Origin of the sequence: Neptuniibacter halophilus (genome assembly GCF_030295765.1) — a bacterium.
In the GTDB taxonomy this organism is placed as follows: Bacteria; Pseudomonadota; Gammaproteobacteria; order Pseudomonadales; family Balneatricaceae; genus Neptuniibacter; species Neptuniibacter halophilus.
This window is the reverse complement of the sequence record NZ_AP027292.1, coordinates 2,673,880-2,690,306: the sequence shown is the minus strand read 5'-3', so window position 1 is coordinate 2,690,306 and position 16,427 is coordinate 2,673,880. Positions and strand designations below refer to the sequence as shown.

The 16,427-nt window shown below is 53.2% G+C and carries 9 protein-coding genes; 3 read left to right on the top strand and 6 right to left on the bottom strand.

Annotated elements, in window-relative coordinates:
* Positions 1–2 precede the first annotated feature (2 nt).
* The 4 genes from QUD59_RS12510 to trmA all read right to left on the bottom strand — a co-directional run bounded on the left by QUD59_RS12510 (position 3) and on the right by trmA (position 6,450).
* Entirely contained in the window at positions 3–182 is a 180-nt protein-coding gene (locus QUD59_RS12510) for a hypothetical protein (protein WP_286237391.1), read from the bottom strand.
* Between the two features lie 184 nt (positions 183–366).
* A complete protein-coding gene (gene apbC, locus QUD59_RS12505) occupies positions 367–1,461 on the bottom strand; it encodes an iron-sulfur cluster carrier protein ApbC (protein ID WP_286237390.1) in 1,095 nt (364 codons plus the stop codon).
* A 172-nt stretch (positions 1,462–1,633) separates the two neighbouring features.
* Positions 1,634–5,092: an acyl-[ACP]--phospholipid O-acyltransferase gene (locus QUD59_RS12500; RefSeq protein ID WP_286237389.1), complete on the bottom strand. Its 3,459-nt coding sequence runs from the start codon at positions 5,090–5,092 to the stop codon at positions 1,634–1,636.
* Positions 5,093–5,361: 269 nt separating this feature from the next.
* Positions 5,362–6,450 (bottom strand): tRNA (uridine(54)-C5)-methyltransferase TrmA, encoded by a 1,089-nt coding sequence (gene trmA, locus QUD59_RS12495; protein ID WP_286237388.1) that lies wholly within the window; start codon positions 6,448–6,450, stop codon positions 5,362–5,364.
* Positions 6,451–6,643: 193 nt separating this feature from the next.
* Between trmA and metG the strand changes: the two genes are divergently transcribed.
* Complete coding sequence (gene metG / locus QUD59_RS12490; RefSeq protein WP_286237387.1) at positions 6,644–8,680, top strand: methionine--tRNA ligase; 2,037 nt, start codon at positions 6,644–6,646, stop codon at positions 8,678–8,680.
* A 449-nt stretch (positions 8,681–9,129) separates the two neighbouring features.
* A complete protein-coding gene (locus QUD59_RS12485) occupies positions 9,130–9,375 on the top strand; it encodes a TIGR02647 family protein (protein WP_286237386.1) in 246 nt (81 codons plus the stop codon).
* A gap of 42 nt (positions 9,376–9,417) precedes the next feature.
* On the opposite strand, the gene QUD59_RS12480 is transcribed toward QUD59_RS12485, so the two are convergent.
* Positions 9,418–9,681, bottom strand: a complete 264-nt coding sequence (locus tag QUD59_RS12480) for a hypothetical protein (protein WP_286237385.1) — start codon at positions 9,679–9,681, stop codon at positions 9,418–9,420.
* Positions 9,682–9,878: 197 nt separating this feature from the next.
* Between QUD59_RS12480 and QUD59_RS12475 the strand changes: the two genes are divergently transcribed.
* The gene (locus QUD59_RS12475; RefSeq protein WP_286237384.1) at positions 9,879–10,211 is read left to right on the top strand and encodes a HopJ type III effector protein; all 333 of its coding nucleotides are present in this window, start codon (positions 9,879–9,881) and stop codon (positions 10,209–10,211) included.
* Positions 10,212–10,286: 75 nt separating this feature from the next.
* Here the strand turns inward: QUD59_RS12475 and QUD59_RS12470 are convergent, their stop codons facing one another.
* On the bottom strand, positions 10,287–16,160 hold the full coding sequence (locus tag QUD59_RS12470) for a retention module-containing protein (RefSeq protein ID WP_286237383.1): 5,874 nt from the start codon (positions 16,158–16,160) through the stop codon (positions 10,287–10,289).
* Between the last annotated feature and the right edge of the window lie 267 nt (positions 16,161–16,427).

Below are 16,427 nucleotides of genomic sequence, written 5' to 3'. Positions count from 1 at the left end.
TGTTAATTCAACAGGTTGGCGGTTTTTTCATATTGGTCGGCGAGCCAGAATTCTGCGGCGGTTTTCCCTTCATCACGAAGAATATTTGCCTGGCGCTTCAACTCAAGCGCCATGGCCTGACGTGAAGGAGCCTGCGTATCAGATTCCGGCTTTTTAACGCTGGCTGTTGCTCGATAATCCATCTCTTCATCCCTCAAACTCTTTATTTTTATTATGGCTGCAATACCGCAGCGCCTTATTAAGTGTAGACAGCATTCAGTGACGAAATGATGAAAAACATTCCATCAGCACCGCCAGACAGCGAGAAGCAGACAAAAAAAGCCCTCACAACGGAGGGCCTTAACCAGTTATGCAGGGCCGGGCTGATCAGTCCTCTTCCACCACGATGGAGGGAATCACCTGGGCCGGTGCGGCGTTACGCTGCGCCAGACGGCCTGCCAGCTTGCGCGCCACTTCACGGTAGATCATGGCGTATTCACCTTCCGGGTCGGCCGCAACACTTGGCTCCCCCGAATCAACCTGCTGACGGATGGTCATCGACAGTGGTAACTGGCCCAGCAGTTCGGTTTCATAAAGCTCAGCGATCTCTGCACCGCCGCCATCACCAAATACCGCTTCGTTATGACCACAATTGCTGCAGATATGCGTACTCATATTCTCAACAACACCCAGCACCGGAATATCCACTTTGCGGAACATTTCGATCCCTTTCTTCGCATCCAGCAGGGCTATATCCTGTGGCGTGGTCACAATCACCGCGCCGGAAACCGGCACTTTCTGCGACAGCGTTAACTGAATATCACCAGTGCCCGGCGGCATATCGATAAACAGATAATCCAGATCCTGCCAGCGTGTCTGGGTCAGCAACTGCTGCAGTGCACCGGCAGCCATCGGCCCACGCCAGACCATAGCGGTGTTTTCTTCGATCAGGTAGCTCATCGACATCGACTGCAGGCCATGTGCGATAACCGGGTTGAAGGTTTTCTCATCAAAAGGCTGTGGTCGTACACCTTCATCTACCCCGAGCATCATCCCCTGACTCGGCCCATAGATATCCGCATCAAGGATGCCCACTTTGGCACCTTCTGCCGCCATCGCCAGCGCCAGATTAACCGTGGTGGTGGATTTACCCACACCACCTTTACCAGAAGCCACTGCAATCACATTTTTAACGCCACTCATCGCCGGAATGCTCTGGCGGCTCTGGCTCGCCAGAACCTGATGGCTGACTTCGACAGTGACCTTATCCACACCCTCAACCTCAGACAGCCGGTTGCTGATATCACTCTTCAGCATCTCAGCCACACCGGTTGAAGGATAGTTCAGCTCCAGTTTAATCCGCACCTGACCCTGTTCAACCTGAAGCTCTTTAACAAAACCCGCAGATACCAGATCCGTCTGAACGAGTGGATCATTTAAGTGACCCAGTATCTCTTTAACTTGTACTTCGATTGTGCTCACTTTACGCCTCGCTTAATGTCTACGAGAAAGTTACTACGAGAAAACTCAATAAATAACCAACTAATTTAGTAGGGATTGTGCATACTCCCCGTGTGAGTGTCCAGCAGAATCCGCACAATCCCGTCTTATACCAGCATCATCGGCTACTCCACCGGCCTGCACAATCAGACTTTCAGCCCGCTTCACTCAGTTCTGCTGCACGCTGTTTAGCGGTGGCAAAATCGGCTTTACCACTGCCCAGCACAGGCAATGCTTCAACCGGATAGATCCCGGCAGGCAGGCTCAGAGGGGCCATTTCTGCGGCGATCAGACGTTGACGTATTGCAGCAGGATCAACTTCACCTTCAACCAGTAAAACGATCTTCTCACCTTTTTTCGCATCCGGCAGATTAACCGCCAGCAGTGGCAGATCCGGCAACTGCAGTATAGACCTCACCTGTGCCTCAACCGCACTGAGGCTGATCATCTCACCGCCCAGTTTGGCAAAACGGCTGTAACGATCAACAATCGTCAGGAACCCGTCTTCATCCAGACGCCCTTTATCACCGCTCCTGTACCAGCGTAACCCATCCTGCTGCAGCATCACCTGAGCGGTTTTCTCAGGATTTTTCAGGTAGCCCTGCATAATCTGGGTACCACCAATTAATACCAGCCCCTCCTCACCCACGGGCAGCTCCTGCAACGTGTCCGGATCAACAATACGAAACGTACTGCCCGGCAGCGCCATACCTACGGTTCCGGGTTTGGTACCGACCTGAATGCTCCACCAGTCGGTATCCAGCGAGTCTGGCAGATTGGTACTGGCCACCGGCGTGGTTTCCGTTGAACCGTACCCTTCAATCACCGGCACGTGGAACTTACGCTGAAACTGTTCACTGACACTCAGATCCAGCTTTTCAGCCCCGGCCACCACCGCACGCAGTGAACTGAACATCAGCGGATGCAGGCGTTTATTCCGGCTGTACAAACGAAGGAAGGTTGAGGTGGCACACATCAGTGTTGCCTTGTAACGTGCCACACCTTTACCGATAGCCACTGCATCGGTCGGATCAGGATGACAAACCAGCGGCATATCCTCGATCAGGGGCATAAAACAGGTCACGGTCAGGCCAAACGCGTGGAACAGTGGCAGTGTGGCCATGATGCAATCCTGTTCCTGAACATTAAGGACATCCGCTGTCTGTCGCAGGTTACCCATAATATTGCGGTGGCTGAGCATCACGCCTTTCGGTGCTCCCTCACTGCCGGAGGAGAACAGAATCGCGGCCGTACTCTCCAGATTACCCGGCCGGCATAACCACAGTTGCAGAAACGCAGCCGGCAACAGCGAGACCAGCGCCAGTGTAAACAGCCCTTCCACACGACTGATCTGATCCTTAATCTCTTCCATGTAGAGTACCTGACGGCCCTCGAACAGAGGTTCCGGATCAATCCCCCGGGCTTTGAGTTTTTTAACAAAGCGGTGTGCGGTCAGAATCGTCTCGACTCCTGCCTGTTCCAGTGCATTATTTACCGTCGCCATCGGCGCAGTAAAATTAAGGTTAACCAGCGTTTTTCCCGCCATCAGGCTGGCCATATTCGCAATCACCCCGGCACTGGAAGTCGGCAGCATCAGACCGATATTCTGCCCCGGCGTTTTCAGCAAGCGCTTACGGAACAGGGCACAGGCGGTCAGAAGGCGATTATGACTGATCGGCCCGCCCTCAACATCGGCTACCGCAAACCCGGAACGCGCCCGCTTCATACTATGGATAAACGAGGCCGGCAGGGTATCCAGTGTCTGGGTATAACGCTCCCAGGCATGAATCGACAGCTCGAATACTTTTTTCTTAACCTCTACCGCGTTACTGCGGATCGGCATCGGCGCACCGAATGCAACAATCAGATCACGACGACGGCCATAACGGCGAATCAGTTTCATTTTGTCAGTCGAACGGGAGAAACGACTGCCCCACAATCCCCGCAGATAGAAAGGTACGATCACCCCCTCGGCATCAACACAGGCGCGCTCAAAACCTCGTTTAAATTCACCCAGTTGTCCCAGATGGCTGATCGCACCTTCAGGAAACAGACAGACCACCTCCCCGGCATTGAGCAGATCACGTACCTGTTCCAGCGCCTGACGACTGCTGCCTCTGGAGATCGGGATCACTTTATACAGGTCAAGGAACCAGCGCAGATACCAACGCTCGTAGATACTCCGCTCCATCACAAAGTGGATATGTCGCGGACAGGCAATCTGCAAAATAGCCCAGTCCAGCCAACTGATATGGTTACCCAGCAGCAGAGTGCCCTTACCCGCTTCCGGCAGGTGTTCAAATCCCAGTACCTGCATCCGGTATTTCTGTCGGAACAGCGTTATCACCAGCAGACGGATAAACGCCTGTGGCAGGGTTAGAATCGCAAAAACAGCCCCCGCAACGGCGATCAGACCCAGCAGTATCAGCAACACCAGACCATCAATACTGGCCCAGGCGAACGCCACAGTCAGGGCGAGAAAGCTGAGCATCATCAGGTTCTGGATAAAGTTACTGCCCGCCAGAACCCGACCGGTTTCAGATTCAGTGGCATGGAACTGAATCAGAGCATTCAAAGGTACACACATCAGCGCACCGAACAGGCCTATCCACAGAAACACGCCTGCCTGTAAGCTCATCGAATCCAGCTGCGGTAACAGGATCAGCCCCGTAGCAACCCCCACAGCCCCCACAGGAATCAGGCCGACATTGATATAGTGTTTAGAGAAACGCCCCGCCAGCATCGAGCCAAACATAATGCCGATCCCGGCCAGCGCCATAACCCCCTGAATCACAAAGGTATTGCTTTGACCCAGATGGTCCTCCGCAAAAGCCGGGAACACCGCCAGCATCACCTGACTGATCGACCAGAAAAGCGACAGACCGATGATCGCCAGCCAGACCGGCCGCTTACCGCGCAATAAGTTGAGATTCTGTTTCAGGGTTTTCCCCCTGAGGTACGCTTTCTTATCGAACCGGGCTCCCTTGTCTTCATCCTGTAATTGCGGCAGGCGATAAGCCATATACAGCTCTGTCAGAGCGCCGGCAACCAGCAACCAGCCCAGCGGTGCATTTCGACTCAGGCTTTCGCTCGGTGTGATTTCGGTAATACCCTGCAAGCGCAGCTCGAACAGCAGGGAGAACACCACAATACCGGATAGAATAGCGATCATGGTGACCGCCTGAACCCAGCCATTCCCCTCACTCAGATTATTCGTGCCGACCAGCTCTTTGATGTAGCCATATTTGGCCGGCGAGTAGAAAGCGCTTTGCAGTGCCAGAACAAAGGTCAGGGCGAACGCCGGGATAAACCAGCCCAGATAATAACAACCGGTAATCAACAACGTGATCAGCACCGCGCCCCAGGCAGAAAACCTCATCACCCGGTTTTTAGGGTATTTATCAGCAAGATAACCGGAAGGGGTAAACAGCAGAATAAAAGGTAGCAGGATCAGGCCGTTAACCACAGCCGTCAGGAGAATCTGTATATCGCCGTCATACGCTTTAAACAGGGTATTCTGGATGATGATTTTGTGCCCCAGATCCACAAAAGCATTAATAAATGCAACGCAGATAAAGGCAGTAAATCCTTTTATTTTCAGTAGCTCTTTCATCAGGGCCTCCGGGCCGGCTGTAATCCCTGAAGAAAGATTACAACCTTAGGTTCGGGTATAACAGTCTGGAGATGAAAAGCTACCTGAAGCCACTGACCAGCACAGCACAGGCCATAAAAGTATCAGCAGGTAATACCATACAGTCCGAATGGACGGTTTGCCTGCGTAATGAAAACCGCCCTGGGGGATTCTGTCACTGAACCTCGCCCGGAACAGCCCGGGTAGCTGCAAAGCGAAGCTCAGGTCAGAGAACTGCGCTCAGTCGCCGACTAACGACGACTGAGGAAAACACCACACTCCAGATGGTCGGTGTAGGGGAACTGATCAAAAATGGCAAACCGTTCCAGCTTGTGAGTCTGGCAGATCTGTTCCAGATTCGCCTGCAGCGTTTCCGGGTTACAGGAGATGTAGAGAATGTTGTCGTAACACTGAACCTGTTTCACGGTGTCATCATCCAGACCGGAACGGGGAGGATCGACCAGCACCGTGGTAAAGTTACACTCCTTCAACCCCAGATCACGGGTGCGTCGCTTCTCCACCGCCCCGCTCAGCACCTGAGAAAACTCCTCAGAACTGATCCGCACGACATCCACATTATCGATCTGATTCGCTTCGATATTGTATTGTGCTGCACGTACTGAGGTTTTCGAGATCTCAGTCGCCACCACACGGCGGAAATTCTGCGCCAGCGGCAGGGTAAAGTTACCGTTACCACAGTACAGCTCAACCATATCGCCACCGGCATCGCGGCTCGCATCCAGTGCCCACTGAATCATATGCCGGCAGACTTCAGCGTTAGGCTGAGAGAAACTGTTCTCAACCTGCTTATAGCTGTAAACCCGGCCATTGATATCGAGCTGCTCGGTCACAAAATCCTGATCCAGCAGAATCCGGTTTTTGCGTGACCGGCCGATAATCTGAATATTGAATTTTTCCTTGAGGCGTTTCGCCTCCTCCGCCCAGGCTTCATCAATAGGACGGTGGTAAAGCAGGGTAACCAGCAGCTCACCGCTGAGGGTGCTGAGAAAATCAACCTGAAACAGTTTACGGCGCAGGGTTTCTGACGGCCGGATCTCCTCCAGCAGTTCAAACATTACCTCATGGATCCGCTCCGCCACCATCGGGCAGTGGTCGATACGAATGCGGGCATGCTTGTTACCCTTCTCAAACATCACATAGTAAAGGTCGTCATCCTCATGCCAGACCCGGAACTCACAGCGCATGCGATAGTGACTGCGCGGAGATTCGAACACTTCGATCTCAGGCAGATCAAAACGGGCAAACTGCTCAGCAGTGGTCGCTTTTTTAGCGCTGAGCTGCGCTTCGTACTTTTCAGGTTCAACAACAGAGATGGACATTCATGCCTCGACAGGATGGGATTAACTGCAGCCGTGGTGGAGTCCCTCCACGGAGCGCGCATTTTAACAGGATGCGAGCGGCAGAAAAACCAGCAACCGACCTTATCGGGACGATGATTAACGGTTCATAAAACCGCGCAAACAGCGTAAAATCTGCGCTCTAATTTCAACGATTCAGGTTATCAGGCAGAACATGACTGACAGCAAACGCAAGATTCTCGTTACCAGTGCGCTTCCCTATGCCAACGGCCCCATCCATCTGGGCCACCTGGTTGAGTATATCCAGACCGATATCTGGGTGCGCTTCCAGAAGCAGCGCGGCCATCAGTGCACCTATGTCTGTGCCGACGATGCCCACGGCACGCCGATCATGCTTAAGGCTGACCAGTTGGGACTGAGCCCTCAGGCGCTGATCGATCAAGTCAGCGCCGAGCATCAGCGCGATTTCGCTGGCTTCATGGTAGGGTTTGATAACTACTACTCTACCCATTCGGAAGAGAACAAAGCATTCGCCTCACAGATCTATACTGCGCTGCGCGATGGTGGTCATATCGCCAAAAAGACCATCACTCAGGCCTACGACCCTGAAAAAGAGATGTTCCTGCCGGACCGTTTCGTTAAAGGCGACTGCCCGAAATGTAACGAGCCGGATCAGTATGGCGATTCCTGCGAGAAGTGCGGTGCCACCTACAGCCCGGTTGAGCTGAAAAACGCGTACTCTGCGGTATCCGGTGCCAAGCCGATTGAAAAAGAATCTGAACACTACTTCTTCAAGCTGGGTAATTTTGAAAACTTCCTGCGCAACTGGGTTGATAACCACGTTCAGGAACAGATGATCCACAAACTGAACGAGTGGTTTGAGGCCGGCCTGCAGAACTGGGATATCTCCCGTGATGCGCCGTACTGGGGCTTTGAAATCCCGGATGCGCCGGGCAAATATTTCTACGTCTGGCTGGATGCGCCCATCGGTTACATGGCCAGCTTCAAAAACTGGTGCGATAAAAACGGCGTCGATTTCGACGAGTACTGGAACGAATCTTCCGAAACCGAGCTGTACCACTTTATCGGTAAAGATATCGCCTACTTCCACACCCTGTTCTGGCCAGCCATGCTGGAAGGCGCGGGCTTCCGCAAGCCAACCGGTGTGTTCTGTCATGGCTTCCTGACCGTAGACGGCCAGAAGATGTCCAAGTCCCGCGGCACCTTTATCATGGCGGAAACCTACCTCAAGCACCTGCGCCCGGAATACCTGCGTTACTACTTTGCGGCCAAACTCAGCTCCGGTATCGACGATATCGATCTGAATCTGGAAGACTTCCGCATGCGTGTTAACGCGGATCTGGTTAACAAAGTAGTCAATATCGCCTCCCGCTGCGCCGGCTTTATCAAGAAAAAGTCCAACGGCGAACTGGCGGCAGAACTGGCCGAACCCGCGCTGTATGCTGAGGCTGTGGCGGCAGGAGAAAGCATTGCAGCGGCTTACGAGAAGCGTGAATACGGTCGCGCTATGCGCGAGATCATGCAGTTGGCTGACAAGGCTAACCAGTACATCGACGCGGCAGAACCCTGGGTACTGGCTAAACAGGAAGGTCAGGAAAAAGCGGTGCAGGATTGCTGCTCTATGGGTATCAACCTGTTCCGGGTCATCCTCACCTACCTGGCCCCGGTATTGCCGGAGATGGCCGAAGAAGCGAAAACCTTCCTCGCGGTGGATAACCTGAACTGGGATTCCGTTCAGCAGCCACTGCTGAGCCACACCATCAACAAGTTCAAGCCACTGATGCAGCGGGTTGAAGAAGACAAGATCAACGCCATTATCGAAGACACCAAACTGGCGCTGGCCGAGGCCGCTGCTGCCGCTCAGCCTGCTGCTACCGGTCCTCTGGCGGATGAGCCGATTGCCGATACCATCGAGTTCCCGGATTTTGCCAAGGTCGACCTGCGGGTTGTCCGTATTGCCAAAGCGGAACACGTTAAAGGCGCAGATAAACTGCTGCAACTGACGCTGGATCTGGGCGGCGAGACCCGTAATGTATTCGCCGGGATCAAATCCGCTTACCAGCCGGAAGATCTGGAAGGCAAACTGACCGTGATGGTGGCGAATCTGGCACCACGCAAAATGAAGTTTGGTGTATCAGAAGGCATGGTTCTCGCAGCCGGCCCGGGTGGAAAAGACATCTGGATCCTTAACCCGGACGAAGGTGCCCAGCCGGGCATGCGCATTAGCTAACTACACAATTCAAAAGGCAGCCAACTGGCTGCCTTTTTTGTCTATCTGACTCTGCTACCCTAAGCCCCAAATCAGGAAGCGTGTCTCACACCGAGACTCTGTCGCACCAGACATCGCGCGGGGACCGCGCTCCTACCACATTGCCCGGTAGGAGGTGTGTCTCACGCCGAGACATCTCTCTGAACCCCATCACCCAGCCTTCGCGCCGGGACGGCGCTCCTACCTTTCAGACCTGCACGGCAGGAGGTGTGTCTCACGCCGAGAAAGCCTGCCGCCACTTGGGGTTCTGAAGTTAACAGAGATTTGTTTTCCCTTTCGTGTCATCTCCATCTATGCTGTTTTGGACAGAGGTGGAGAAAATAACAACCCGCCCCTCTTCACTGCATGCATTTCACAGTCCCAACGACTGACTCTGCATTGCAGTTCCAGCCGCATAGTAAGGAGTTTACATGCCATACAATCAAGACCTTATGCAGGAACTCAACGTACTTAATCTGTTTAATCTGGATACCACGCAGGAAGGAATCAAGGTCCACTCTTCAGCCAAGCCAGAACTGATCTCAGCCACTGAGCGTTTATTTGATAAAGGGCTGATTACCCAGAAAGACGGTGGTTATCTGACCCCGCTGGGGCATGATGCTGCCGAGAGCAGCCAGGTCCTGCTGACCATACTGAATACCGAAAGCCGACTCTGAACAGAGATAAAGTAAAGGGCCTGTTGCGGCCCTTTACTTAGCTTACTTTGCAGCATCGGGGTGGGTGGCGAGAAAGTGCTCCAGCACCCGGTTCAGCAGATTAGCATGTGGATAATCACCATTACGTTCCGCTTTAGCGATATCCTCAAGAATAATCTTTCTGATCTTCTGTTCGCCCTCATGTTCCACCAGATAGTTACCCAGCGCCACGGCGATCATCGGTTCCATATGCTCATGCTCTGCAATCGCATTAACTTCACCAACGGTCAGGCCACTGAGTTCGAGGCATTCGTTGTAAGTTAACATGGCTCTACCCTCCTGATCTTGTTATGCGGCGCGGGTTATCATTCCCTTGCCTGTTTTAAGTCTAGCCAGACCATAGCCATCAGCGGTGAATCCGCAAAGAAAACAGGCCTTCAACTGATCCCTGTCAAATGCTTGCAATAATTCACCGTGTCACTAATATCACGGACACTTTAATTCTCAGCCAACAGGGCAGCCCCATGACAAAAGAAGAGTTTCTGCAGCAGATCGGCAGCAATCCGGCACTGGACTTTGAAGACTGTATTCAGGTGATCAGCGATAACTACAGCTACACGCCTGTTGCTTTTACCAATGGCGAGCTGAAGAACGAAGCAGGCCAGAACGAAGGTAGCTGCAAGATCTTCGCATTTGCTCAACTAAACGGTCTGGATCAGGCCCAGACCCTGGCCTGTTTCGGCCGGTTTTATCAGGATGTACTGAACACACCGCAAGGCACCGATCACGGCAACATCCGCAACTTTATGCAGAGCGGCTGGGAAGGTATCAGCTTCGAAGGTCAGGCCCTGAGCTGATCCGACGCATTAAGTAAAAGAAAAGCACCCCGAAGGGTGCTTTTTTATTCCAGCGAAGTTTAGGTTATGGGTTTATTACACATCAGTATCCAGATTATTGCTCGCTAGCAGATTAGTCAGGATCTCTGCGTCACTGAGAGTTTCACCTGCGGTCAGATCAACCCCCTGCAATACAATGGTATGCTCATCCTTACCCACTTCGTTGGTATCAGAAGTGTAATCACCGTCTTTATTAAGATGGATTACTGTATCTCCACCTACCAACTCAAAGTGCAGATAGCCATCCAACGTAGCCGCATCCTCGGTAATACCGCCAAGCAGGTCAGCCACATCAAGGATATCGCCTTCTGATGTATCAAAGTCGGTAATCGTATCCATTCCCACACTACCGTCATTGATATCCTCTTCAACGAATTTGAAGCGGTCTAAACCATCCCCACCTGTCAACGTATCATCGCCACCGAGGCCCACCAGAATATCGTCGCCCTCAGAGCCAATCAGGATATTATTACCTGATGAGCCCACAATGGTGACAGCTTGCAGAGAGGCGCTGGCATCGATATTTTCCCCAAGGCCATCCTCACCGGAAACCAAGAGTGCATGGTTTTCAGGACTGAGTACCACCTGGATACCATCGTTCATCACAACGGTATCTCCATCGGCATCGACCAGTTGCAGATCAAAGCTCATCTCAATCACTTCACCCGGTGTTGGCACACCAGCACCGAAGCCACCGATTTTAAATGTTTCACCTCCGGACCATGTGTACTCTACTGAGGAAAACCCGCCATCACTGCTATACACGGCAACAGACGTGTCAGAGACAACGCCCTCAACTGTGACACTATAATCATCATCCCAGTCAAGCGTGTAGAGTATTCCCGCGACGGTAACCATGGAAGTATCTCTGGCAACAGTTTTGGTTTCTCCGTTATAGGTGATTTGGACAGATGTAATTACATCCTTGTCCGTAGAGTCACCAACAACATTATCTCCATCGAAGTCATCAAACGCGGTAATAGTGATATCCGAAGTACCTATCCCACCACTGATACCGGTAAAAGTCGCACTGGCACCGTTCACCATGTTGTGACCATCAAATTCATGATCCTGGTTAATCAGGTTACTGTAGTCCGCATCAGAAATATTTTTCGCCGGATTTCCGGTCAGGCCATACACAAAGTCGACCCGCACACCCTCAGTTGGGCCAACACTGTTACCACTGCCAACACCACCGGCAATATTACTGGTATTTGTCGTACCTCCATCGACACCATTGATCATTGGAGTCAGGAGAATATCCTGTTCACCGTTGGCATCGTTAGTGATAGTGTCATCAAAGTATGAATACGGATCATTACCACCGTAGAAGTCGAAACCGGCATCCGATACGCTGAACGTAGTCAGACCCCCATCGACCTGCTGATAAAGCGTAAAGTCGTAATTATCATTACTCAGTGCAGCATCACCATCGGTATTCAGATCAACCGTGAAGACCTGATTATCAGTTACACCACTATCATCCCCGTCCAGTACGCCGTCAGGTTCAGTTGTTGAACCAACCAACGTCTGACCATCGCTGGAAACATACAGGTAAATAGTGAGGCCCCCGCTGGTAAACCCACTGTCAGAGCCATTAGTAGTAGCAAAGCTCAGTGTGCCTAGCTGATCCGCTCCAACGTTGTCATCAATATTGCCATCAATATCCAGAGAGCCCGTTGTGGAACCTGCTGAACCAGTGGTGTTGATCACAAAGGCGGTTTCTGGATCGATAACCTGAGGGGTGTCATCGACAATGCTGATCTCCAGGTTGTCGCTGCCGTTGGAGCCACCCACACCGTCCACTTCGACCGCGACCACATCCAGATAGCTGCTGCCATCCACGGTTTCCGGTGCACTCGGAGCTGCACTGTCGTTGTCGATGGTCGCACTCAGGGCGTAGTCGTAGGTGATGGTGCCGCTGAAATCAGTACCGCTGTAGCTCTTGATGGTCAGGATACCCTGTCCGGTGTTCACCGTATCGCTGCCGTCCAGACTCTGCAGGTCGGCCAGTGTAAACACGGTGCCACCGATGGTCACTGTGGAGATGCCATCGCTCGCGGAGACGCTCAGGCTGCCATCAATCACCAGATCGCTGTCATCGTTCGCGGAGCCATCAGGCAGTCCGGCTTCGTACACGGTCTCGCCGGCACCGGCATCCACGCTGGCGTTGTCATCCGCACCGGTGATGGTGATGTTCAGTTTCGCTACATCTTCATCACCGTCGGCATCGGCCATGGTGTAGTAGATGTCGTAGCTCAGGTTGTCACCGGAGGTCAGTGCCTGGGTAGCCGCCAGACTGTTGTCCAGGGTGTAGTCCCAGGTGCCATCGCCGTTCAGGGTCAGGGTACCGTAGGTTGCCAGTGCATCCAGCGCGGCGGTATTGTCCGCACCGCTCCAGTCGACGAACACTGCACTCTGGTCGGCATTCGCATCGTCATTATCCAGTACATTACCGGAGACCATGCTGGTGCCATCTTCGGTCACGCCACTTGGGCCGTCATCTGCCGCAGTTGGGGTGTCATCGACAATGCTGATCTCCAGGTTGTCGCTGCCGTTGGAGCCACCCACACCGTCAACTTCGACCGCGACCACATCCAGATAGCTGCTGCCGTCCACGGTTTCCGGTGCACTCGGAGCTGCACTGTCGTTGTCGATGGTCGCACTCAGGGCGTAGTCGTAGGTGATGGTGCCGCTGAAATCAGTACCGCTGTAGCTCTTGATGGTCAGGATACCCTGTCCGGTGTTCACCGTATCGCTGCCGTCCAGACTCTGCAGGTCGGCCAGTGTAAACACGGTGCCACCGATGGTCACTGTGGAGATGCCATCGCTCGCGGAGACGCTCAGGCTGCCATCAATCACCAGATCGCTGTCATCGTTCGCGGAGCCATCAGGCAGTCCGGCTTCGTACACGGTCTCGCCGGCACCGGCATCCACGCTGGCGTTGTCATCCGCACCGGTGATGGTGATGTTCAGTTTCGCTACATCTTCATCACCGTCGGCATCGGCCATGGTGTAGTAGATGTCGTAGCTCAGGTTGTCACCGGAGGTCAGTGCCTGGGTAGCCGCCAGACTGTTGTCCAGGGTGTAGTCCCAGGTGCCATCGCCGTTCAGGGTCAGGGTACCGTAGGTTGCCAGTGCATCCAGCGCGGCGGTATTGTCCGCACCGCTCCAGTCGACGAACACTGCACTCTGGTCGGCATTCGCATCGTCATTATCCAGTACATTACCGGAGACCATGCTGGTGCCATCTTCGGTCACGCCACTTGGGCCGTCATCTGCCGCAGTTGGGGTGTCATCGACAATGCTGATCTCCAGGTTGTCGCTGCCGTTGGAGCCACCCACACCGTCAACTTCGACCGCGACCACATCCAGATAGCTGCTGCCGTCCACGGTTTCCGGTGCACTCGGAGCTGCACTGTCGTTGTCGATGGTCGCACTCAGGGCGTAGTCGTAGGTGATGGTGCCGCTGAAATCAGTACCGCTGTAGCTCTTGATGGTCAGGATACCCTGTCCGGTGTTCACCGTATCGCTGCCGTCCAGACTCTGCAGGTCGGCCAGTGTAAACACGGTGCCACCGATGGTCACTGTGGAGATGCCATCGCTCGCGGAGACGCTCAGGCTGCCATCAATCACCAGATCGCTGTCATCGTTCGCGGAGCCATCAGGCAGTCCGGCTTCGTACACGGTCTCGCCGGCACCGGCATCCACGCTGGCGTTGTCATCCGCACCGGTGATGGTGATGTTCAGTTTCGCTACATCTTCATCACCGTCGGCATCGGCCATGGTGTAGTAGATGTCGTAGCTCAGGTTGTCACCGGAGGTCAGTGCCTGGGTAGCCGCCAGACTGTTGTCCAGGGTGTAGTCCCAGGTGCCATCGCCGTTCAGGGTCAGGGTACCGTAGGTTGCCAGTGCATCCAGCGCGGCGGTATTGTCCGCACCGCTCCAGTCGACGAACACTGCACTCTGGTCGGCATTCGCATCGTCATTATCCAGTACGTTACCGGAGACCATGCTGGTGCCATCTTCGGTCACGCCACTTGGGCCGTCATCTGCCGCAGTTGGGGTGTCGTCGACAATATCAATATCGAGGCTCGCGCTGGTGTAAGAACCATCGTCATCTTCCAGTTCTACAGCAAAGCTATCGGTGTAGCCGCCATCGGTGGCGCCGGCCTGAGAGTCGTTATCGACGTTATCGGTCAGGGTGTAGCTGTAGCTGATGATGCCGCCAAACTCATCGCCGCTGAAACCATTCAGTTCCAGATCACCGTAGTCACTGCTGATGGTGACACTGCTGCCGTTCAGTGCCTGCAGTTGTGCCAGTGTAAATGCCTGACCACCAATGGTGATTGTGGCCAGTCCATCCGGAGAATCGAAGCTGAAATCGCCATCCTGTGTCAGAGAAGGCGCATCCGGAGAGGAGCCCTCTTCCAGATCATTTTCGTAAACAACCTCTTCGGCACCTTCACCGCTCAGACCAAACAGCTCAACACCGTCATCCTTACCTTCGATGGTGATGGTCAGATCGGCTGTCTGCTCTGCGTTGTAGGTATCGGTAATGACGTAGCTGAAGACATCTTCCAGAGTTTCGCCTTCGCTCAGTCCCTGAATTGCATCTTCACCGTTGGAGGTAAGTACATAGGTGTACGAACCGTCAGCATAGAGGGTCAGAGTACCGTAATCTCCGGTGATGGTTTCACCCGGTGCGGCGGTTTCATCAGCGTCACTGAAGGAGACCACAACAATTGAATCACCATCAGCATCGGTATCTTCCTGTTCAGCCGGAGTGAGGCTGCTGTCATCATGCACACCGCTGATGACATTACCGGAAGTAGAGGGGTATTCCTCTTCCTCCTGGTAGTTGTAGGTGTCTTCCATCACGCTGTTGAAATCGTCCTGTGCAACAGGTGTGGTATCGTCGTCATAGATGGTAATGGTGCCGGAATCGGAGGCAGGGTTAACGGTGGCATTTTCTGCACTGAGAATACGGATACCCAGGGTTTCATTACCCTCGTCCAGCTTATCCTGCACAATGTAAACGGTTACCGGAATTTCAGTCGTGCCCGCAGGAATCACAACGGTATAGATATGGTCAGGATCGGGCCCATCACTCCAGTCCTCACCATAGAGTGCAGTACCTTCATACAGTTGATAAGTAACCGTCACATCCTGATCAAAAGCTTTATCCAGAACCAGATTAAAAGTGACTGTTTTATCAGATTCCATATCGGAACCTTCAAGAATACTGACCGCATTACCGCTAACCAGTACCGGATATTCAGGGGTAGGCGTATCAGGCACATCCGGGTCGGAAGGGTCGGTCGGTGTTTCCAGGCTCACCTCAACAGAAACACTCACTACCGGCAGTGGCTCTGGCACAATAACCAGCTCTTCTTCCGGCTGGATAAAGGTTTCTTCATAGCCAATGGTGTCGTAGCCGGCTGTCGGGTCAACCTCTTCGGCGGTACGCAGAATGTTAACCGTTGAGGAACCTTCGTTACCCTGACCACCCCCGGCAGCAGGGGCTCCACCGGCAGCAGTTGCTTCACCTACCTCAGTAGGGTCAGCACCCGCCAGGATGGCAGCCTGAATGGCGTCAATCTCGGCATCAGTACCCGGCTCTCCACCGGTAATCGCAGCCTGAATAGATTGACCGTCAGCGGCGGCTTCACTGCTATCAAAAGACTCTGCCGTTGCGTAGGTTTCAGAAGAGAGCAGCCAGGTCTCGCCACCCTCCAGTGCCACAACCGCGCCATCGGCCATAGACAGCTCTACGCTCGCCCCCGGCGATGCCTTAATCACCTCATCCGCATAAACCGGATCGCCTAATGCGAGAAGACGCTCTGATCCATCAGGCTTGATCGCAACCACTTTCCCGATGATTTGTACTACAGAACCAATGACGTTCATTTTGATGCACTCCTACTACTCATAATCCATCATGACCTCAGGTACCCGATTTACTGCGGGAAGAGAGGCTGGTGTGGTGATCTTGATAGCGCAGGATCGCATCCCGCCTATCAATCTGATTAAAAGCTAGTCACAGAGGTGCGTTTTACCTACTGTACTGAAGTACAGTCAGTTGAATGTTTTTTAATCAATTGTTAATAATCAATCAGTTATCTCTAATATAAAAATTCAATCAAAATAACCTTTTTAAATAGAAAGGATTTAATT